The sequence below is a fragment of the Janthinobacterium aquaticum genome, assembly GCF_009208565.1.
Lineage (GTDB): Bacteria > Pseudomonadota > Gammaproteobacteria > Burkholderiales > Burkholderiaceae_D > Janthinobacterium.
This window is the reverse complement of record NZ_WFLK01000004.1, coordinates 285,725-306,082: the sequence shown is the minus strand read 5'-3', so window position 1 is coordinate 306,082 and position 20,358 is coordinate 285,725. Positions and strand designations below refer to the sequence as shown.

Genomic DNA, 20,358 nt, shown 5'->3' with positions numbered 1-20,358 from the left:
GCTAAGCAGCTTCCTTTACTTCCTGCATTACATCCTGTACCACCTTGCCCTGGTGCAGCACTACCACCCGCTGCGCCATGGCGATGGTTTCCGGACGATGCGCGACAATCACGCGCGTCAGCTGGATCTTTTGAATCGCCGCATTCACCGCCTGCTCGTTCCATACATCCAAGTGACTGGTCGCTTCGTCCAGTACCAGCAGTTTCGGATTGCAGTACAGCGCACGGGCCAGCAGGATGCGCTGTTTCTGGCCACCCGACAGGCCGCTGCCGATATCGCCCACCAGGGTATTGAAACCCATCGGCATGGCGGCAATTTCCACGTGCACGGCCGCCAGTTGCGCGCAGGCCTGCACTTGCTGCTGGTTCGGCGACGGCGCAAAGAAGCTGATATTGTCGGCGATCGAGCCGGCGAACAGACCGTCTTCCTGCATCACGGTGCCGAGCAGTTGCCGATAGTTCTTCATACCCAGATTAGCCAGGGTCACGCCACCGATCAGGATCTCGCCTTCGGTCGGCTCCAGCAAACCCAGCAGCAGTTTCATCAGGGTGGTCTTGCCGCAGCCGGACGGGCCGGTCACAGCAATACCCTGGCCGGCCGGTATCGTGAGGTTCAATCCGCTCAGCACATATGGTTCGCTGTCGGCGTAGCGGAACGCCAGGTTGCGGATCTCGATTGAGGGCGAAATATGCTCGACGTCGATTTCCACATCGTTGCTGTCTTCTTCAGCGCGGGTCAACACGATATCGGCCACCCGTTCGCCATACAGGCGCAGCATGCGCAACTCAAACAATTTGTCGACCAGGCTGGCCATGCGCTGGCTGAACTGGTCCTTGTAGCTGATAAACGCGAACAGCATGCCGACCGAAAAACGGTTGTCGAGCACTGCCAGCGCGGCCATCCAGATAATGATGACACGTTCGGCGCTGAATAAAAATGTATTGGCAGTCTGGTACGACACCGACAAACGGGCGATGCGCAGGTCGGCGTTGAACTGGTCGGCCAGCGCATTCATCCAACTGGCGCGGCGTTCTTCATTGCGGCCGAACAGGCGGATGCTCTGGATGCCCCGCACCGATTCCAGGAAGTGTGTCTGCTGCTTGGCCGCGTGGATAATCTGTTCGGCGGTCGCTTCGCGCAGCGCCTTGAAGATGGCCCAGCGCAGCAACACATACAGCACCACGGCGATACAGGCCACGCCGGCCAGCAGTGGGCTGTAGATCAGCATCATGCCCAAGGTGGCCAGCACCAGCACGCCGTCGATCGCGCCTTCGACAAATTGCGTCGTCATGCTGCGCTGCATGGTCTGGATCGAATTGAAGCGCGAGACGATGTCGCCCGTGTGGCGCTTCTCGAAGTACGGCAGCGGCAACTTTAAAAGGTGCGCAAACGCGTTTCCCAGCCATTGCAGGTTTAAATTCGTCGCCAGCACGGTGGTGATCCACGAGCGCACGGCACCAATCGCTGTCTGTATCAGCACCAGCAGCAAAAAGCCGCAACCGAGCACCGTAATCAGGTCGCGGTCGGCCGCCAGCAGCGCTTCATCGACCAACCACTGCATATAAAACGGCGCCACCAGCGCGCACACTTGCAGGGCCAGGCCCAGCACCAGCAGTTGCAGCAGCCCGCGCTTCAGGCCCACCACCCGGCCCATCAGCGACAGCAGGGAGAACTGCTGCTTTTCCTCGACCCTCTTGAATGCGGCGGTCGGCGTCAGTTCCAGCGCCACGCCAGTAAAATGCTTCGCCACCTCCGCCAGTGGGAGGCGACGCTCGCCAACGGCCGGATCGTGGATCACAGCATGGCTGCCGGAGACCGAGCGTAGCACCACGAAATGGTTCAGGTCCCAGTGCAAAATCGCCGGCAGTTTCAGCTCGGGCAGATGCTGCATGTCGAGTTTCAGCGGCCGCGTATGCAGCGCCAGGCCCTGTGCCATCGCCATCAGGCCTTTCAGGGTCACGCCTTTCAACGACACCGAAAAGCGCCGGCGCATGCTGGAAATATCAATCTGGTGGCCCCAGTAACTGGCCACCATGCACAAGCTGGCCAGGCCGCATTCGGCCGCTTCCGTTTGCAGCAGCACGGGCAGGCGATTGCTGCGCCAGAAGGACAAATGGGCAAGAGAAGGTAGATTCATCAGGCGCAACCAAAAAAGGAGAATGAAAGGCTTACAGGCGTCCGGAAATACTGAACAGCGGTTCAAGCACCCATTCATACAGGCGGCGCTGTTCCAGCAGCACGCTGGCGTCGACCAGCATGCCGGACTTCAAAGGCAGCGTTTCGCCATAGGCCTGCACGCTCTGGCGCTGCAGGCGCAGGCGAATGCGGTACAGAGGTTCGCCATTGGTGCCGCTGACGGCACCCGGCACGGCCAGGTCTTCCGGCCGCAGCGAGGTGCTGGCTACTTCGCGCACCTGCGCTGGATACTGGCCGAATTTCTGGTACGGATACGCCTGGTAGCGCAGCAGCACCTGCATGCCCGGCTTGATAAAGCCGACCGAGCGCGATGGCGCATAGATTTCCGCTTCCAATTCGGCACCCATCGGCAATACCGAGGCCAGTACGCTGTTGGCCGCCACCGTCTGGCCGATTTCGGTAGTGATTGCGGTGATCTTGCCGTTCTGCGCCGCGCGCACCAGTATCTCGCGGCGCGCCTCGTTTTCCGTCAGATCCTGTTCGATGGCCGATACATTGCGCTGCAGGTTTTCCGCGTCGCGCTGGGCCTGCACCTGCAGGTCGCGCACATCGGCCTCGGCGGTGGCCAGGTCGCGCCCGCTGGCCGACTTGATACGTTGCAGTTCAGCCAGACGCTGATGCTGGTCCAGCAGCTCAGCCTGCTTGTCCTGCAATTGGGCCGACGAAATGTAATTGGTGGCATGCAGGTCGCTATAGCGCTTATACGATTGTTCAGCTAGGGTAATGCGGCGCTGCTGCAGCACGATCTGGTCGTCCATGCGGGCAATCTCGGTTATGAGGTCGCTGGCACGGCGCTGCCCAGCCGCCATGCGCTGGCGCGATTGCAGGCTCGATTGTTTCAGCTCCGCGTCATAACTGTCGCGCCGGCTTTTCAGCAAGGTCGACACCACTTGCTGCGGCGCACCGGCATTGGCGCTGCTGCGCTCACCCGACAGCACGAACAGCACCTCTCCGGCGCGTACGGTCTGGCCTTCTTTTACGCGCGTTTGGGTAATTACCCCGGATTGGCCCGGTATGACGCGAATCACGCCGCTGGTCGGCAGCAGCACGCCTTGCGACTGCGCTTTGCGAGTGGTGCTGAAAAGAATAAAGAAAGCAATGATGGCCAGCGCGATGCCCAAGAACAGCAGGGTCAGGAACACATGGCTCATAGAGCGTGTCAGTATCACAGTTCCGTACTGTCTATCACCCATAAAATCAACTACTTGCTTTCGAAACAAAAGTCGAGAGGATTGAATAGGAATATTCCGTGAATTCATAAAATTTTTAACTTAATAATTTAATTTTACAGAAAAGTAATTTAAATCCAAAAATTTTTATTTCACAAAACTATCCAATACTCAGTAGACTTTTTCTAAGTTTTCTTATCGAAATATATGCCCCATTTAAAATTAAAATATTTCCATCTTTTTTTATTTCAACATTTCCCTCATCCCAACGTAGAAGCCTGGGTAAATTTTGCCTGTATATTATTTTTTTATCAAATCTCTCTTGTTCAACATAGTTCATTTTCAAAAGACGAACTTCAATTTCACTTAAAACAGCCAAGCCATTGTCTACAACAATAAATTTTGCCGGAAAAACAGCCATTAATGAAAAAGTTGACCCTATCAAAGCTCCTGATAATAACCCGCCGAGAGGAGCTTTTGAACCAGTATCCAAGGAGGACAAATAACTTATAAGGACCAGGCAGAAAAGTAATGTGACCGTCCATGATATCGTCTGAGCTACAGATTGAAAAAGAATAAAATAACGCCATTTTTTTAAAGGAAAAGAAATATTAGAAATATTACCTCTAATTTTTTCCATTCTATCTTTTTCAAACTTACTCATAGCTTCTCCGTTTTATAGATTAATTTCATGACACCGTATTCGGCGTCATGATTGCCTCTAAAATCTATTACATATTGAAGTAACCATAGCAAATACCTGCACCAAGCATTGCCCCAGCAACCCCACCAATTGGACCACCAAGGGAGAATCCTATCGCAGCGAAGCCTGAAATAGTCCCGGCAGTAGAGACCGTTTGGGCAAATCCAGCACCGGACACTTCATCAATTTCGGAAAAAGTCAAAGTTTCCATATCTATCTCCAAAGTTAAGATTGAAATTTACGTTCAATACATGGTAGAACGTGAATCTATTTTTCTTTAAAAATAAGATTAAGAAATTGATATTAATCATGTTTTGAATTGCTGATTAATGTGAAATACCGTTCTCTCAAACAGATTGGATTGATGCCATATCGCATCCCGACCTTACACCCATTTGATCACATGGAAATAGATCTCGCTTTCCCAACGCGTCCGGCACCGGGGAATCCAAAAAATATTATAAAATCACCCATGAGTTTACTCATAAAGAAATTTATTCAACCACTTTCTCCAGATCATAAAAGAAATCCAAAAATCTCTGGAACACCAATGTAAATACAACACTATATGAAATACACTCAAAAATACTTGAATTCATCATTACCCTGGCAGATATGCCAATTACCAAGGAAATTACCACAGTATTAATGATCATATTGATTCTTCTTATCTGAAATTTTTTTTTGCAAATTTTGCAAATTCCATACCCTTTATAAATAACAACCGAACATTCTTTAGCAGTGATATTTTCACCGCAATTTGGGCACTTTTTAGCGGGAATCAAATGCATAATAATTACCTTATTAAATTTCAATGGCACTTACGAAAGTGCCATTGTTCCTTTTCCCAAAATTATGATGTAGCGTACTCATAACCAAAAATACCTGCCGAAGTGCTAGCTGCCGCATAAATACCAAGTCTGATATACGGAGCAACCATTACCGCACCACGATATGCGATCATTACTGTCCACGGATTAATTAACACTCCCCCATTGACAGCATCAATTTCAAATTCATTCAGCTCTTCCATTTTATTATCCAATCAATAATTATTATCTCAACATCTTAATGATTTTCCCAGTTAAATAACCTGCACCGAAAGAAAAAACGACAGTTACTGCCAAGCCAGGCAAAAACAAAATACCACCAGAAATCTCGACAATGTCATTATTATTTAATTCCTCCATGTTTCCTCCACAATATAATTAAATAAAAATTAAAATTAAAATTTCTCATTAGGCACAAACAATATTAAAATATTCAAAAATTATATTATTGATTATTATCAAAATCCGTTTCAATATTTTTTTGCAAGCAAAAGCATAAAATTTAAAATTTTACTTATTGTTAATATTTTGACGTTCGATGAAGACAGCAACTCTGCACGCTCTCTGAAAAACGCCATTCTCTGGTGCGTCTGTCACTACAACCCTCGCGCATCGCGCCCTCGTTTGGTGCTTGTTACGACAAAATGCAACAAGTCCCAAACGCAGCTTTGCGCGGTCTGTTTTTTGTTGTACCTTTCTCCACACGTACCGCCTCACGAAGCGGTTTTCACGAGATGCCGCTGTACCTATTCATTGGAGAATGTTTATGCTGCTCAAGACCAAAGTCCTGCCACTGGCCCTGGCCATCGCTTTTGCCGGCCACGCTGGCGCACAGGAAATCATCAAGATAGGCCATGTGGCGCCGGTCTCGGGGGCCAGCTCCCATCTGGGCAAGGACAATGAAAACGCGGCCAGGATGGCGATCGAGGACTTGAACGCCAAGCCCTTCAAGATCGACGGCAAGCCAGTCAAATTCGTGCTGGTGCCGGAAGACGATGCCGGCGACCCGAAACAGGGTACGGCCGTGGCGCAAAAGCTGGTCGACGCCAAGGTCAATGGCGTGATCGGCCACCTGAACTCCGGCACCACCATCCCTGCTTCGCGTATTTACTTCAATGCCGGCATTCCACAGATTTCGCCGGCTGCCACCAACCCCACCTATACCCAGCAGAAATTCAATACCGCGTTTCGCGTGGTGGCCAATGACAACAAGCTGGGCGGCACCCTGGGTGCGTATGCCGTGGGCAAGCTGGGCGCCAAGAAAATCGCCGTGATCGACGACCGTACCGCTTATGGCCAGGGCGTGGCCGAACAGTTCGTCAAGGGCGCGAAAAAAGCGCTGCCGGGCGTGCAGATCGTCGGCAAGGAATTTACCAATGCGAATGCGACCGACTTCAACGCAATTCTCACCAGCATCAAGGCCAAGAATCCCGACCTGGTATTCTTCGGCGGCATGGATTCGGTGGGCGGCCCGATGCTGCGCCAGATGAAGGCGCTGGGCATCAAGGCCAAATTCATGGGCGGCGACGGCCTGTGCACCGAGCCGCTGGGCAAGCTGGCCGGCGACGCCATCGGCGAAAACCTGGTCACCTGCGCCGAAGCCGGCGGCGTGACGGGCGAGCAGCAAAAAGGCATGGACGACTTCCGCGCACGCTACAAGCAGAAATACAATATGGAAGTGCAGCTGTATGCACCGTATGTGTACGACGCGGTGATGACCATGGCTACCGCCATGGCCGACGCCAAATCGTCCAAGCCTTCGGTCTACCTGCCGTTCCTGGCCAAGGTCAAATACCAGGGCGTGACCGGTCCGATCACCTTCGATGCCAACGGCGATATCAAGGATGGCGCGCTGACCTTGTTTACCTACCGCGATGGCAAGAAAACCAAGATGGAAGTGGTCAAGTAAGCGTTCCAGCGGTATAGCTTTGTAGTCCTTCGACCAGCGCATCGAAGGCCTCGCGGCAGCCCAGGCTGCTGCGCAGGTCTTCATGCATGGTGACCCAGGTTTCCAGCGGCAAGGTCAATGCCTGCGGCAGCACGCGCTGCAAGGCGCTATCCCTTGCCGCCAGCAGCACCTGGCAGCCGCCAATGCCGGCGCCGGCACGGATCAGGGCCATCTGGGCCAGGTCGCTGTCGCAGCACAGGGAAAAGCGCTCGCGCGCATAGGCCTGCCACGCGCCGCTGGCGCTGCGCACCACCGGGCCCGGTACGTCGTAACCGATCAGCGCATGGCTTGCCAGATCCGCCACCTCGTGCGGCTCGCCATGGCGCGCCAGATAGTCGCGATGGGCAAACAGCCCTACATCGATCACGCCCACCTTGCGCATGACCAGTCGCTCCTGGCGCGGCGGCACCATGCGCACGGCAATATCGGCTTCGCGCAGCAACAGATCCTGCACCCGGTTGCTCAATACCAGCTCCACCACCAGCGCCGGATGGCGCTCGCGCAGCCGTGCCAGTATGGGCGGCAGCACTTCCACACCCACCACTTCACTGGCCGAGATGCGCACCACGCCAGCCACACCGTCTCCCGCATTACCGGCGGCGCGCGCCATCAGGCTGGCCGTATGCGCCATCGCCTGCGCATGCGGCTGCAAGGCCAGCGCCACCTCGGTGGGCAGCAAGCCCTGCTGCGAACGCGTAAATAGCGCCACGCCGAGCTCTTGCTCCAGTGCAGCAATATGGCGGCCCACGGTGGGCTGCGTGATGTCCAGTGCGCGTGCGGCCGCCGATAGCGAACCGTGCATCAGCACGGCCAGCAGCGAACGGTAATACTCCCAGGCGATATTTTTGATCATGCATAAATGTATAGCCAGTAAGCGATGTTCGTCAATTTCCAAATAGCTTGGCAAGCTCGATACTGGGTGCATCAACCACAGGGAGAACGACATGAACAACACGGCATTGATACTGGGCGCAACAGGCGGAATCGGCGGCGAAATGGCGCGCCAGTTGCTGGCGGCGGGCTGGCAGGTGCGCGCCCTGCGCCGCGGCGCGCCACCGTCACCAGGGAGCGATAACATCACCTGGCTGCGCGGCGACGCCATGGTACGCGCCGACGTGCTGGCGGCGGCCAGTGGCTGCTCCGTGATTGTGCACGCCGTCAACCCGCCCGGCTACCGCAACTGGAACAAGCTGGTGCTGCCGATGATCGACAACACGATCGCCGCAGCGCAAGCGTCTGGCGCGACCATCGTGCTGCCCGGCACCGTCTACAACTACGGCGCCGACGCCTTTCCCGTGCTGCAGGAAGACTCGCCGCAGCACCCGGCCACACGCAAGGGCGCCATCCGGGTGGAACTCGAAGCGCGGCTCGAGCGCAGCGTTGCTGGTGGCGCACGCGTGCTGATCGTGCGCGCCGGCGACTTCTTCGGCCCTCAGGCTGGCAACAGCTGGTTTGCGCAGGGGCTGGTCAAACCAGGCGAGCCGGTGCGTACGATACAGTCCCCGGGCGCGCCCGGTGTCGGCCATCAATGGTCTTACCTGCCCGATGTGGCGCGCACCATGGTCGAACTGCTGGCAATGCGCAGCAGCCTGGCGCCATTTGCCCGCTTTCATCTGGCCGGACACTGGGATCACGATGGCAGGCAGATGGCGAACGCGATCGCAAGCGTGGTGCTGCAGGCCACAGGTCATGCGCCGAAGGTCAAGGCCTTTCCATGGTGGCTGATGAGCATGGCGGCGCCTTTTGTTGCGACCTTGCGCGAGCTGCGCGAAATGCGCTACCTGTGGAAGACGCCGGTGCGCATGGACAACGCCAGGCTGCTGGCAGTGCTGGGGCATGAGCCGCATACGCCGCTGGAACTGGCAGTCAAGGCCACCCTGGAAGGCATGGGTAGTGTCTAAAAAAAACGCGCCGGGAAAGCCGGCGCGCTCATTGCGTTACTGCTGTGTCGGCACAGATTATTTCTGTGCCAGGATCCATTTGACCAGCGTGCGCGCTTCCGCTTCGCTCACTTGCGGATTGGCTGGCATCGGGATTGCGCCCCAGGTGCCCGAGCCGCCCTTCATGACCTTGGCGACCAGCTTGTTTTCTGCGTCTTTTTGACCGGCATATTTCGCTGCCACGTCTTTGTACGCAGGACCGACCAGCTTGCTGCCGATGGCGTGGCAAGCCATGCAATTTTTTGCTTTCGCCAGATCCGGATTGGCCATCGCCACTTGCGAGCTCAACGCCGATACAGCCAGTACAGCTACCAACATGGAACGTTTCATTATCTTTTCTCCAAAGTTACTTGCTGCAACATTTTACCGTGTTTCCGCAGCTGTACTACGAGCCCAGATCAAGCGTTCCAAAAAAGCAAACGCATGGGGCAGTTGTATTGTGCCGTATCCAGGCGTTCATTCCCATGTTGTTTGTAAGGCCTTGTAACGACAAGGGCGCATGCCCCGCAAGACATGCGCCCCGTATCAGTCACGCCACAGGCGATCAGCGTTTCTTCAACTGTGACAGATCACGCACGGCGCCACGGTCGGCCGAGGTGGTCAGGGCCGCATACGCCTGCAGCGCCTGCGACACCACGCGTTCGCGGTTCGCTGGCAACCAGGCTGCATCGCCCTTCGCTTCCATGGCGGCGCGGCGCGCAGCCAGTTCGGCCGGCGTGACGCGCAGGTTGATGGTGCGCTCGGGGATATCGATATCGATCATGTCGCCCTCTTCCACCAGGCCGATGGCGCCGCCTTCGGCCGCTTCCGGCGAGGCGTGGCCGATCACCAGGCCCGACGAACCGCCCGAGAAACGGCCATCGGTAAACAAGGCGCACGCCTTGCCCAGGCCTTTGGATTTGATATACGACGTCGGGTACAGCATTTCCTGCATGCCGGGACCGCCTTTCGGGCCTTCGTAGCGGATGATGACCACGTCGCCTTCATGCACGGTATCGGCCAGGATCGCTTCGACGGCCGAGTCCTGGCTTTCAAACACGCGTGCCTTGCCCGAAAATTTCAGGATGCTTTCATCGACGCCAGCGGTCTTGACGATGCAGCCCTTCTCGGCCAGGTTACCGTACAGCACGGCCAGGCCGCCATCCTGCGAATAGGCGTGCGCCTTGTCGCGGATGCAGCCGGTGGCACGGTCGGTGTCGAGGCTGGCAAAGCGTTCGGACTGCGAGAACGCGGTCTGGGTCGGCACGCCGCCGGGGGCTGCGCGGAACAGTTCATGCACAGCCGCATCATCGGTGCATTTGATGTCGTTGCGGGCAATGGCGTCAGCCATGGTCGGCGCATGGATGGTTGGCAAGGTGGTGTTGAGCAGGCCGGCACGCGCCAGTTCGCCCAAAATCCCCACGATGCCGCCGGCGCGGTGCACGTCTTCGATATGGTATTTGTCGGTCATCGGCGCCACCTTGCACAGGCACGGCACTTTGCGCGAGATACGGTCGATATCGGCCATGGTAAATTCCACTTCGGCCTCGTGCGCCGCTGCCAGCAGATGCAGCACGGTATTGGTCGAGCCGCCCATCGAGACGTCAAGCGCCATGGCGTTTTCAAACGCGGCCTTGGTGGCGATCGAGCGCGGCAGCACCGAGTAATCGTCCTGTTCGTAGTGACGCTTGGCCAGTTCCACGATCAGGCGCCCGGCGCGCAGGAACAATTGCTGGCGGTCGGCATGGGTCGCCAGGATGGTGCCGTTGCCGGGCAAGGCCAGGCCCAGCGCTTCGGTCAGGCAATTCATCGAGTTGGCGGTAAACATGCCCGAGCACGAACCGCAGGTCGGACAGGCCGAGCGTTCGATCTCGGCCACGTCGGCGTCGGACACGGTGCTGTCGCCAGCCTTGATCATGGCGTCGACCAGGTCGAGCTTGATGATTTTCTGGTTGCCGTTGACCACTTTGACGACCTTGCCCGCTTCCATCGGGCCACCGGAAATGAACACCACCGGAATATTGATGCGCATGGCCGCCATCAGCATGCCTGGCGTGATCTTGTCGCAGTTCGAGATGCACACCATGGCGTCGGCGCAATGCGCATTGACCATGTATTCGACCGAATCGGCGATCAGGTCGCGCGATGGCAACGAGTACAGCATGCCGCCGTGGCCCATGGCGATGCCGTCATCGACGGCAATGGTATTGAATTCCTTGGCCACGCCGCCGGCCGCCTCAATCTCGCGCGCCACCATCTGGCCCAGGTCTTTCAAATGCACGTGACCCGGCACGAACTGGGTGAACGAATTGACGACGGCAATAATCGGCTTGTCGAAGTCGCCGTCCTTCATGCCGGTGGCGCGCCACAGGGCGCGCGCACCTGCCATATTGCGGCCATGGGTGGTAGTACGGGAACGGTATTGCGGCATGATGCACTCTCGAAAAATGGTTGCCTGGCTGACGCGGCATAGGATACAAGACGGTGCAAGACCCTGCGCGCAGTGGGGATACGCCAGATTGCCTTGCGCGTGGCAGACTGTCAAATATATGATGCACAGGTCTGTGAGTGGTTTTTCATATCACAGCAATAATTCGGCATGGAAAACCATATCAATGACCCATCTGGAACTGCGCCAGTTGCGCTACTTCGTGACCGTAGCCGAAGAGCTGCATTTCGGCCGCGCCGCGCTGCGCCTGCATATGACCCAGCCGCCCTTGTCGCAAACCATTATGGCGCTCGAAGAACTGCTGGGCGCGCCACTGTTCGTGCGCACGCGCCGCGAGGTGCAGCTGACGCCAGCCGGCAGCGCACTGCTGCCCGAAGCGCGCCGGCTGCTGGCGCAGGCCCAGGAGCTGCCGGCACTGGTGCAGCGCGCCGCGCTGGGCGAGGCAGGCCGGCTGAGCCTGGCGTTTGTCTCGTCAGCCGACTACAGCGTACTGCCGCCGCTGCTGCGCGCCTACCAGCGCGCCTATCCGCAGGTGCAGATGGTGCTGCAGGAAGCCACGTCGGACCTGCAGCTCGATGAACTGCTGGCCGGACGCATCGACGCTGGCCTCTTGATCCCGCCGCTGCCCGACAAGGCCAGGCTGGCGCTCGACTACCTGCCGGTACTGGCCGAACCGCTGGTGCTGGCAGTACCAGCCGGCCTGGCGGCACTGGCCCGGCCGGGCCCGGTGCGCTTGCAGCAGCTGCCGGCGCTGCCGCTGATTATTTTCCCGCGCGCCATCTCGCCGGCGCTGCATGACGCCATCCTTGGCGTTTTTGCCGCCGCCGGCATGACGCCGCAGATTGGCCAGCAAGCAATCCAGATGCAAACCATCGTCAGCCTGGTATCGGCTGGCATGGGCTACGCGCTTGTGCCACAATCGGTGTCGAATCTGATGCGCCCCGGCGTAGAATACAGGCCGCTGCAAGACCCGACCCCGCTGGTGGAAACCGGTCTTGCCTGGCGGCGCGACAATACTTCGCCGGTGCTGCAGGGCTTCCTGGCCCTGCTGCGCGGCACCCTGCAATAACTATTTTTAGAAAGAGTACCGATGCTGATCCACCCGATGCCCGACCCGGTCGCCATCCATATCGGCCCGCTGGCCGTCCACTGGTATGGCCTGATGTATGTGCTGGCCTTTGCCCTGTTTATCGCGCTGGGCCGCGTGCGCATCCGGCAGCCGCATATCGCCGCGCTGGGCTGGAAGAAGGAAGACCTCGACGACATGCTGTTCTACGGCATGCTGGGGGTGGTGATAGGCGGGCGCCTGGGCGAAGTGCTGTTTTACCGCCCCGCCTACTTCCTGCAAAACCCGCTGGAGATCTTTATGCTCTGGCATGGCGGCATGTCGTTCCACGGCGGCTTTCTGGGCGTAATCCTGGCCATGTATTTGTGGAGCCGCAAGGCCGGGCGCAACCTGTTCGACGTGCTCGACTTTATCGCGCCGCTGGTGCCGCTCGGCTACGCCTGCGGCCGCCTGGGCAACTTCATCAATGCCGAACTGCCGGGCCGCGTGGCATCCGCAGACTTGCCATGGGCCATGCAGTGGCCAGGCATTCCCTATCCGGTCCATCCATCGCCGCTGTACCAGATGCTGGTCGACGGCATCCTGGTGTTCATTATCCTGTGGCTGTTTGCGCGCAAACCGCATCCGCGCGTGGCTGTCGGCGCGATGTTTACGCTGCTGTACGGCTGCGCGCGTTTCTTTACCGAATACTTCCGTACGCCCGACTGGGAAGTGGTGTGGTTTGGCGTACCGATCACCTCGGGCCAGATGCTGTCGCTGCCGATGATTATTGTCGCCATCGGTCTGCTGATCTGGACCTACAGGACCCGCACCATGGCCACGCCGCCGAGCAAGGCGCGCGCCAGCTGAATTATCTGAATTGCCATTACGCGGCTGCCGATCAATAGCGGCAGCCGCTTACGCTGGCTGCAGCAACGCCGTGATCGCCTGCCACTGCTCAAGCGTAACCGGCGTAATCGACAGCCGGCTGCCTTTTTTAAGCAGCAGCATGTCTTCCAGCGCCGCCATCTGGCGCATCTCGGACAGCGGCAGCAAGGCGGTCTTTTTCAAGCCATGCACGTCGACGCTGACCCAGCGCGGCTGCTCCTGCGTGGCCTTGGCGTCAAAGTACTTGCCGCCGTCCTCGAACTGGCTGTGATCGGGGTAAGGCGTACTGGCCACCTCGGCAATGCCGGCCACGCCCGGCTGGGCGCAGCTCGAATGATAGAACAGCACGCCGTCGCCGACCTGCATGGCGTCGCGCATGAAGTTGCGCGCCTGGTAATTGCGCACGCCAAACCACGGCAGCGTCTGTTTGGGCGCGGCCATCAGGTCGTCGATACTGACCTCGTCCGGCTCGGACTTCATCAACCAGTATTTTTTCATCAGGTATCCCGCAAAAAAAAGTGACAGGCGTAAAAAAACGGCTGCGCAGGTGAATGCAAGCAACCGTTCTTTCGTATTTAGGCCCCGCCTGTGCCGCTATGCCGGCATCCCGAACCAAACGGTTCAAGGTGGTCACGTTAGTTCAATTTCGGGTTCGTCGAACGAGCGACGCTCACTCCCATCAAACAAAATTCGCAACCGATGCGCATAAATGGTTCAAGGAATATATGGCAATCGCGAACACCGCAGGGTAGGCCAGAGTTTACTCCTTCCGGCCGCCCATCGCCAAGACAATTCGTAGCGGACGCGGCAAAAATCGCCTTAGAAAACGCTTAAAAAAGATTTTCCTGGGGCGTCAGCGCGCTGTCGAGCACCGTGTGCATCGCCGAAATCTTTTGTTTGACTTCGAGGATGGTCAGGTCCGACAACGGCCCTTGCGGCGACTTGACGGACAAAAATTCAGCGGCCACGCCCAGCGCCGCCAGCACGGCGATGCGGTCGTTGCCCTTGACCTTGCCCGCGTCACGGATGACTTTCATTTTGCTATCGAGATAAATGGCCGCTTCGCGCAGCGCACGCTCTTCGCCATCGCGGCATAGCATGCTATACGACTGGCCCATGATATTGACATCAACACGCGACATCAGACTTCCTTCTCATTCTCGGCAACATGGCTGGCCGCTTCAAGGGCAGCCTGCTCCAGGCCTGCCTGCACCAGCTCGGGGATTTTTTCCAGCAAAGCCTCGACGCGCTCCTGCGCTTCGCGCATGCGTTGCACATACTGCGCGTTGTCGGCGGCCAGGGCGATATTGTCCTTGCGCAGTTGCGCGTTTTCACGGCGCAGCGCATGGGTCATCTCGGCCAGCAGGCTGATTTTATCGGATAATTCGTTGAATTCGGAAATCATCCCGCCACTATAGGGCTGGCCTCCATAGGCGTCAATCGAATCCCGAGGCTGTCACACATATTTACAGTATTGCAGACCAGTTACAGGGAAATGCCGGCACTTTAGCACCGCAATCGCACTGTGTGACATGTTTCAGCCGCGCTTTACACACGTGTTATTTGTCTTCCACGTAGTCCGCTTCAATATCAAGATTGTGATAACGGTCCTCGCAGATGCGCCGCGTCAGCGTCTGCTGGCCACGCTGGCCATCGAGCTGCATGGCCAGGTCGCGGCAGGTACGGTAGGTGCCGGGCTTGGCATCGGTGCCCGACACCGTCAGGCGCACCTGCAGCGCGGCCGGATTGCCCAGGCCGCGATTGCTCCAGGTGCGCGTGGCGCCCTCTTCGTCATCGCTCACGGCGCGCACCGCTGCCTCGAGCAGGCTTTTCTTTTCAGCCGCATTCAGGTTTGCTACCGTTACATCCGACAGGAACGGCGGATAAGTAGCCGGCGGCGCATCCTTGCCCTGGATATCCCAGCGCCCCGACGACTGCGAACAGGTGCGACGGCTCAGGTCCTGCGTCTTGCCCGCGGTCGACACTTTCAGTTTCAGGTCGCGGCACACATGCGCCTTCAGGCTATGTTCGGTCATGCCGGAATTGGTGAAGTGATAAGTGACGGTCACGCGCCCGGCCTGATCGGCGCCGTTGTTCCAGACATGCGCTTCCTGGTCGTCGTCGTCCTTGTTCAGGTCGTTGAACAGATCATTGAGCAGCGTTTCTTTTTCCAGCGGCGTCAGGGTGGCAATGGTGACCTCGTCAAGCAGGGTCGGCGCAGCAGCGTGCGCAATATTCAAGCCAGCCATGCCAAGCAAGGCGGCAACAAACATGGAACGTGGTGACATGGTGATCCTTGATCAGATAAAAATTACAAATGAGAAATGTTATTTATTTTATCCGACCTGCCCGCTGAAAGCCTTTCCTGCACGCACATGGTGCACAGCACACCGGCTGCCATGCTAGAGTCCCGCCTGCTGTAAAAGGGAAAACCTGCCCAAGCCATCCCGGCTGATTGCTTGCGCTAGCGCAAAAGCGTGTGCGACTGCAGTTTGCAAGGAAGGCATGAGCATATGTTTCTCTTGAATATGCCCCACTGCGTCCCTATAATTAGCAGGCGTTAGCACTCGTCAACCGAGAGTGCTAACAAAGCTTTCCTGGCCATTCAGTCAAGATTGCATTGCCGGAACGATCATGACAGACCAGTGCCAACGGTGGGCGACGCCGTAGTGCACGACTGTCCTGGCAACTGGCAGCAAGACTGGCGGGATGGCAAGACCGTTGCGGGCAGCCTTCACACGGCAGTCATCGAAGCGGACCTGGCATGCGTGCCGGGGACGTTTTGAACGGCAACACCTATCCATTGAACTTTAAGGAGTTTTGCATGAATCTGCGCCCATTGAACGATCGCGTTATCGTCAAACGCCTCGACCAGGAAACCAAAACTGCGTCCGGCCTCATCATTCCTGATGCAGCTGCTGAAAAACCGGATCAAGGCGAAGTCCTTGCCGTAGGCAATGGCAAGATTCTCGACGACGGCAAAGTCCGTCCTCTGGATGTCAAAGTGGGCGACCGCGTGCTGTTCGGCAAATACGCCGGCCAAACGGTCAAAGTTGACGGTCAGGAACTGATGGTCATGCGTGAAGAAGACATCATGGCGATCGTCGTTCAGTAATCGTTCCCACGTTTCAATAGAATCATCCCGAAATTTCTGGAGAATTAAACATGGCAGCTAAAGAAGTAGTATTCGGCGACGCAGCGCGCGCCAAGATGGTCGAAGGCGTCAACGTCCTGGCCAATGCAGTCAAAGTGACCTTGGGTCCTAAAGGCCGCAACGTTGTTCTGGAGCGCTCGTTCGGCGCCCCGACCGTGACCAAGGATGGTGTATCGGTTGCAAAAGAAGTCGAACTGAAAGACAAGCTCATGAACATGGGCGCGCAAATGGTCAAGGAAGTTGCTTCCCGCACCAGCGACAACGCCGGTGACGGCACCACCACCGCCACCGTGCTGGCACAAGCGATCGTGCGCGAAGGCATGAAATTCGTGGCCGCCGGCATGAACCCGATGGATCTGAAGCGCGGTATCGACAAGGCTGTGGCCGCAACCGTGGAAGAGCTGGTGAAAATCGCCCGTCCATGCGACACCACCAAGGAAATCGCTCAAGTTGGTTCGATCTCGGCCAACTCCGACACCTCGATCGGCGAGCGTATCGCTGAAGCGATGGAAAAAGTCGGCAAGGAAGGCGTCATCACCGTTGAAGACGGCAAATCGCTGAACGACGAACTCGACATCGTTGAAGGTATGCAGTTCGACCGCGGCTACCTGTCGCCATACTTCATCAACAACCAAGAGAAGCAAGTTGCGATCCTGGACAATCCATTTGTCCTGCTGTGCGACAAGAAAATCTCGAACATCCGTGACCTGCTGCCAGTACTGGAGCAAGTTGCCAAGGCCGGCCGTCCACTGCTGATCATCGCAGAAGACATCGAAGGCGAAGCACTGGCAACCCTGGTTGTCAACAACATCCGTGGCATCCTGAAAACCTGCGCAGTCAAGGCGCCAGGCTTCGGCGACCGCCGCAAAGCCATGCTGGAAGACATCGCTGTCCTGACCGGCGGCCAGGTCATCGCTGAAGAAGTTGGCCTGACCCTGGAAAAAGTCACGCTCGAAGAGCTGGGCCAAGCCAAGCGCATCGAAGTGGGCAAGGAAAACACCATCGTGATCGACGGTGCTGGCCAGGCTGCTGCCATCGAAGCACGCGTCAAGCAAGTGCGCGTACAGATCGAAGAAGCAACTTCGGACTACGACCGTGAAAAACTGCAAGAGCGCGTAGCCAAACTGGCTGGCGGCGTTGCCGTGATCAAGGTTGGCGCTGCCACCGAAGTCGAAATGAAGGAAAAGAAAGCCCGCGTTGAAGATGCACTGCACGCAACCCGCGCTGCCGTGGAAGAAGGCATTGTGCCAGGCGGCGGCGTAGCCCTGCTGCGCGCACGCGCCAACATCACGGTCAAAGGCGACAATCCTGACCAGGACGCCGGCATCAAGATCGTGCTGCGCGCGATGGAAGAGCCACTGCGCATGATCGTGCAAAACGCTGGCGAAGAAGCATCGGTCGTCGTGGCAGCCGTACTGGCTGGCTCGGGCAACTACGGCTACAACGCAGCAAACGGCACCTACGGCGACATGGTTGAAATGGGCGTGCTGGATCCAGCCAAGGTAACCCGTTCGGCTCTGCAAAACGCAGCGTCGATCGCGTCCCTGATGCTGACCACCGACTGCATGATCTGCGAAATCGCCGACGACAAAGCCGGCGGCGGCATGCCAGGCGGTATGGGTGGCATGGGCGGCATGGGTGGCATGGACGGCATGATGTAATGTCCGGCGGCCAGGCGCGCAGGCGACGGCGTCGCCCGGCCGCATAGTCTTGCCAGCTTGCTGACGGGCCAAAAACTGCCAGCAGCCAAACAAGACGCCCAGGGCAACCTGATAAGCCATCTTCCTCGTGAAGATGGCTTTTTTTTCGTCCGCAGCCCCCACTGCCCGGCGATTTTGCTTTAGCATGGCCGCCATCACCATCCTCTCTACGCCATCATGCAGCCACGCTCCTCGTCTTCCAGAACCCCGATCATTGCCGGCATCCTGGCCGGCCTGCTCGCTGCCGGACTGGGCGCTTATTACGTCTACCAGCCGCCGCAGTCTCCAGGTGGCAGCAGCAACGCGCCGACAACCCAGGACGCCGACGCCAAAGCCGTCGACGCCTTGATGGCGCTGCCGGAAATCAAGGCCTGGTCCAGCCATATCGAAAAAGCCTCGAAAGGCCGCGCACATGGCGCTGTGATGGAAACGGCGCCCGAGCAGCGCCTGGTCGATGGCAAGCCCTACTACCAGCTGAGCTTTTTTGAAAGCACGCCCGACGCCGCGCACCGCTGGGAAAGTTTCCTGGTATCGCCCGACGGCAAGCGCATCCTGGTCGAAGACCTGGCCAGCGACGAACTGTTCAGCCTGGAGCGCTGGCGCAAGGAAAGCAAGCCGATGGAGCGTGCCGGCAACTAAGCAGCGGCAACGCTGCGCACGCGCGAGGCCCACCATACCATCAGCAGCGACAGGCCCGCGGCCAGATAGCCGTTGACGCCATAGCCGCTGATATGGCCAGCCGCATCGGTATGGAGCAGCAGGCCACCCAGCCAGGCGCCCAGGCCATTGCCGACGCTTTGCAGCGCCGCGTTGGCGCTGAGAAACGCCCCGCGCTGCTGCGGCGCCGGTATGGTCGTCAACAATGCCTGCAGCGGAATGGTGCGCCCCGATACCAAAATCATGAACAGCGCAAACGCCAGCATCAATAGCGGCAAGGGCAGCGGCGGCAGGTGCGTGATCAAGAGCATGGGCACGATGGACAACAGCGCCAGCCAGCGGTACACCTGCTGCTTGCCGGCGCGGTCGGCCCAGCGCCCGACCAGGCGCGCCGACACCAGCGTGGCGCAGCCGCCGGCCAGATACACCCACGTTACATCGGCTGGCGCCAGTCCCTGGTTGCCCACCAGCACCGGCGACACAAAGGGAATCAACAGCATGCCAGCCGCCATATTGACCACCGACAGGCCGAATGCAGCCAGGTGGCGCCGTTCGCGAAACAGCGCCAGCAGATTGGGCAGCACCTGGCGCAGCGGCGTGGGCTCGTTGGCCAGATGCGCCGTCAGCGACGGCAGCACGCGCATGCCGGCCAGCCAGATCAGCAGCGACAGGATTACCAGCATAAAGAACGGCGACGCCCAGCCATAGTGCGCCGCCATCACCACGCCAATCGGCACGCCGGCAATGGCCGCGATCGCAAACGAGGTCATCACGATGCCGGTGGCCGCGCCGCGCCGCTCGGCCGGAATCACGTCGCCGATGATGGCCATGGTCATGGCGCCCAGCACGCCGCCGGTCAGGCCGGCAAAGGCGCGCGACCACAGCAGCACATGGAAGTTGGGCGCCAGCGCGCAGGCCAGGTTCGACACCGTAAACAAACCAAACATGGCCAGCAGCAGACGCTTGCGGTCAAAGCGGTCGATATAGGTCGCCGCCAGCAGGCCGGACAAACCAGCGCACCAGGCATAGGCCGAAACCGCGCCCGAGACGGCTGCCGGGCCGATCTGGAAAGCCTGCATCAGCTGCGGCGCCAGCGGCATCATCACCATGAAATCCATAATGACGGTAAATTGGGTCAGCGCCAGCAGCCACAGCATGATGCGCTCGCGCGCCGGGCTGAGCACGGCGGCCGTCATGGCAGCACCTCGATCGCGCGGCGCGCTTCGCGCAAGATGGCGCGCATGGCCGCCAGCCGCGCTGTATCGGCATCTTGCGCCAGGCCGCGCGCAATAACGACTGCTTTCAATTCATGCATCAGCTGGCGCAGATCGTCGGCCCGCTCGCTGGACGATACGCGCGCGGCTATCGCGTCCACATAGCCGCGATTGGCGTCCAGGAACGCCAGGCCTTCGGGCGTAATGCTGTGCAGCTTTTTGTTACCGTCGCGGCTGACCGCCACATACCCTTGCCCGACCAGGCCGTGCATCAGCGGATAGATGGCGCCAGGGCTCGGCGCATAGCCGCCGCCGGCGCGCTCGCCGATGGCCTTGATAATGTCGTAGCCATGGCGCGGCTGGTCGGCAATCAGTTGCAGCACCAGATAACGCAAGGTACCGGCATCAAACATTTTCGGGCCACGCAGTACGGGAGCTGCGTCGGCAGCAAAAGGTTGGTTCATGGCTGCTCATTAAGATATATCG

General features: G+C 58.2%; 22 protein-coding genes and 1 other RNA gene. 7 read left to right on the top strand and 16 right to left on the bottom strand.

The window, feature by feature from the left end; genetic code table 11:
* Position 1 precedes the first annotated feature (1 nt).
* From GCM43_RS09150 to GCM43_RS26380, 6 genes are all read right to left on the bottom strand, one after another.
* The gene (locus tag GCM43_RS09150) at positions 2-2,137 is read right to left on the bottom strand and encodes a peptidase domain-containing ABC transporter (protein WP_152243397.1); all 2,136 of its coding nucleotides are present in this window, start codon (positions 2,135-2,137) and stop codon (positions 2-4) included.
* Between the two features lie 31 nt (positions 2,138-2,168).
* Positions 2,169-3,347: an HlyD family secretion protein gene (locus tag GCM43_RS09145; protein ID WP_226929413.1), complete on the bottom strand. Its 1,179-nt coding sequence runs from the start codon at positions 3,345-3,347 to the stop codon at positions 2,169-2,171.
* 178 nt (positions 3,348-3,525) lie between these two features.
* A complete protein-coding gene (locus GCM43_RS09140; protein WP_152243393.1) occupies positions 3,526-4,029 on the bottom strand; it encodes a hypothetical protein in 504 nt (167 codons plus the stop codon).
* A gap of 67 nt (positions 4,030-4,096) precedes the next feature.
* Positions 4,097-4,279 (bottom strand): hypothetical protein, encoded by a 183-nt coding sequence (locus GCM43_RS09135; RefSeq protein WP_152243391.1) that lies wholly within the window; start codon positions 4,277-4,279, stop codon positions 4,097-4,099.
* A 642-nt stretch (positions 4,280-4,921) separates the two neighbouring features.
* The gene (locus tag GCM43_RS09130) at positions 4,922-5,101 is read right to left on the bottom strand and encodes a hypothetical protein (protein WP_152243389.1); all 180 of its coding nucleotides are present in this window, start codon (positions 5,099-5,101) and stop codon (positions 4,922-4,924) included.
* 22 nt (positions 5,102-5,123) lie between these two features.
* On the bottom strand, positions 5,124-5,258 hold the full coding sequence (locus GCM43_RS26380; RefSeq protein ID WP_264372644.1) for a hypothetical protein: 135 nt from the start codon (positions 5,256-5,258) through the stop codon (positions 5,124-5,126).
* 406 nt (positions 5,259-5,664) lie between these two features.
* Between GCM43_RS26380 and GCM43_RS09125 the strand changes: the two genes are divergently transcribed.
* Positions 5,665-6,807, top strand: coding sequence for a branched-chain amino acid ABC transporter substrate-binding protein (locus GCM43_RS09125; protein ID WP_152243387.1), 1,143 nt, complete (start codon positions 5,665-5,667; stop codon positions 6,805-6,807).
* Here the strand turns inward: GCM43_RS09125 and GCM43_RS09120 are convergent.
* A complete protein-coding gene (locus GCM43_RS09120; RefSeq protein WP_152243385.1) occupies positions 6,800-7,699 on the bottom strand; it encodes a LysR family transcriptional regulator in 900 nt (299 codons plus the stop codon). The genes GCM43_RS09125 and GCM43_RS09120 overlap by 8 nt on opposite strands.
* A 91-nt stretch (positions 7,700-7,790) precedes the next feature.
* On the opposite strand from GCM43_RS09120, the gene GCM43_RS09115 reads away from it, so the two are divergent.
* Positions 7,791-8,747 (top strand): NAD(P)H-binding protein, encoded by a 957-nt coding sequence (locus GCM43_RS09115; RefSeq protein WP_152243383.1) that lies wholly within the window; start codon positions 7,791-7,793, stop codon positions 8,745-8,747.
* Between the two features lie 57 nt (positions 8,748-8,804).
* On the opposite strand, the gene GCM43_RS09110 is transcribed toward GCM43_RS09115, so the two are convergent.
* Together GCM43_RS09110 and ilvD are read right to left on the bottom strand one after the other, a co-directional pair.
* Positions 8,805-9,116 (bottom strand): c-type cytochrome, encoded by a 312-nt coding sequence (locus tag GCM43_RS09110; RefSeq protein WP_152243381.1) that lies wholly within the window; start codon positions 9,114-9,116, stop codon positions 8,805-8,807.
* A gap of 214 nt (positions 9,117-9,330) precedes the next feature.
* Positions 9,331-11,196 carry a dihydroxy-acid dehydratase gene (gene ilvD, locus GCM43_RS09105; RefSeq protein WP_152243379.1) on the bottom strand — a complete coding sequence of 622 codons (1,866 nt, stop codon included), beginning with the start codon at positions 11,194-11,196 and terminating at the stop codon, positions 9,331-9,333.
* Between the two features lie 184 nt (positions 11,197-11,380).
* Here ilvD and GCM43_RS09100 point away from each other — a divergent pair, with 184 nt between their 5' ends.
* Both GCM43_RS09100 and lgt read left to right on the top strand, forming a co-directional pair.
* Positions 11,381-12,283 (top strand): LysR family transcriptional regulator, encoded by a 903-nt coding sequence (locus GCM43_RS09100; protein ID WP_226929412.1) that lies wholly within the window; start codon positions 11,381-11,383, stop codon positions 12,281-12,283.
* A gap of 21 nt (positions 12,284-12,304) precedes the next feature.
* On the top strand, positions 12,305-13,129 hold the full coding sequence (lgt, locus tag GCM43_RS09095) for a prolipoprotein diacylglyceryl transferase (RefSeq protein WP_152243377.1): 825 nt from the start codon (positions 12,305-12,307) through the stop codon (positions 13,127-13,129).
* A gap of 48 nt (positions 13,130-13,177) precedes the next feature.
* Here the strand turns inward: lgt and GCM43_RS09090 are convergent, their stop codons facing one another.
* The 5 genes from GCM43_RS09090 to GCM43_RS09070 form a co-directional block, all read right to left on the bottom strand.
* A complete protein-coding gene (locus tag GCM43_RS09090; protein WP_152243375.1) occupies positions 13,178-13,645 on the bottom strand; it encodes an EVE domain-containing protein in 468 nt (155 codons plus the stop codon).
* 77 nt (positions 13,646-13,722) lie between these two features.
* Positions 13,723-13,900, bottom strand: a non-coding RNA gene (ssrS, locus tag GCM43_RS09085) — 6S RNA.
* A 77-nt stretch (positions 13,901-13,977) separates the two neighbouring features.
* Positions 13,978-14,289, bottom strand: coding sequence for a cell division protein ZapA (locus tag GCM43_RS09080; RefSeq protein WP_152243373.1), 312 nt, complete (start codon positions 14,287-14,289; stop codon positions 13,978-13,980).
* The gene (locus tag GCM43_RS09075) at positions 14,289-14,552 is read right to left on the bottom strand and encodes a DUF904 domain-containing protein (protein WP_152243371.1); all 264 of its coding nucleotides are present in this window, start codon (positions 14,550-14,552) and stop codon (positions 14,289-14,291) included. The genes GCM43_RS09080 and GCM43_RS09075 overlap by 1 nt, the downstream gene beginning before the upstream one ends.
* A gap of 154 nt (positions 14,553-14,706) precedes the next feature.
* Positions 14,707-15,435 carry a hypothetical protein gene (locus GCM43_RS09070; protein WP_152243369.1) on the bottom strand — a complete coding sequence of 243 codons (729 nt, stop codon included), beginning with the start codon at positions 15,433-15,435 and terminating at the stop codon, positions 14,707-14,709.
* A gap of 536 nt (positions 15,436-15,971) precedes the next feature.
* Between GCM43_RS09070 and groES the strand changes: the two genes are divergently transcribed.
* The 3 genes from groES to GCM43_RS09055 all read left to right on the top strand — a co-directional run bounded on the left by groES (position 15,972) and on the right by GCM43_RS09055 (position 18,640).
* Positions 15,972-16,262 (top strand): co-chaperone GroES, encoded by a 291-nt coding sequence (groES, locus tag GCM43_RS09065; RefSeq protein ID WP_065307519.1) that lies wholly within the window; start codon positions 15,972-15,974, stop codon positions 16,260-16,262.
* Positions 16,263-16,312: 50 nt separating this feature from the next.
* Positions 16,313-17,962, top strand: a complete 1,650-nt coding sequence (gene groL, locus GCM43_RS09060) for a chaperonin GroEL (RefSeq protein WP_152243367.1) — start codon at positions 16,313-16,315, stop codon at positions 17,960-17,962.
* 216 nt (positions 17,963-18,178) lie between these two features.
* On the top strand, positions 18,179-18,640 hold the full coding sequence (locus GCM43_RS09055) for a hypothetical protein (protein WP_226929411.1): 462 nt from the start codon (positions 18,179-18,181) through the stop codon (positions 18,638-18,640).
* On the opposite strand, the gene GCM43_RS09050 is transcribed toward GCM43_RS09055, so the two are convergent.
* Both GCM43_RS09050 and GCM43_RS09045 read right to left on the bottom strand, forming a co-directional pair.
* A complete protein-coding gene (locus tag GCM43_RS09050; RefSeq protein ID WP_152243366.1) occupies positions 18,637-19,854 on the bottom strand; it encodes an MFS transporter in 1,218 nt (405 codons plus the stop codon). The genes GCM43_RS09055 and GCM43_RS09050 overlap by 4 nt on opposite strands.
* The gene (locus tag GCM43_RS09045) at positions 19,851-20,336 is read right to left on the bottom strand and encodes a PadR family transcriptional regulator (protein ID WP_226929410.1); all 486 of its coding nucleotides are present in this window, start codon (positions 20,334-20,336) and stop codon (positions 19,851-19,853) included. The genes GCM43_RS09050 and GCM43_RS09045 overlap by 4 nt, the downstream gene beginning before the upstream one ends.
* Between the last annotated feature and the right edge of the window lie 22 nt (positions 20,337-20,358).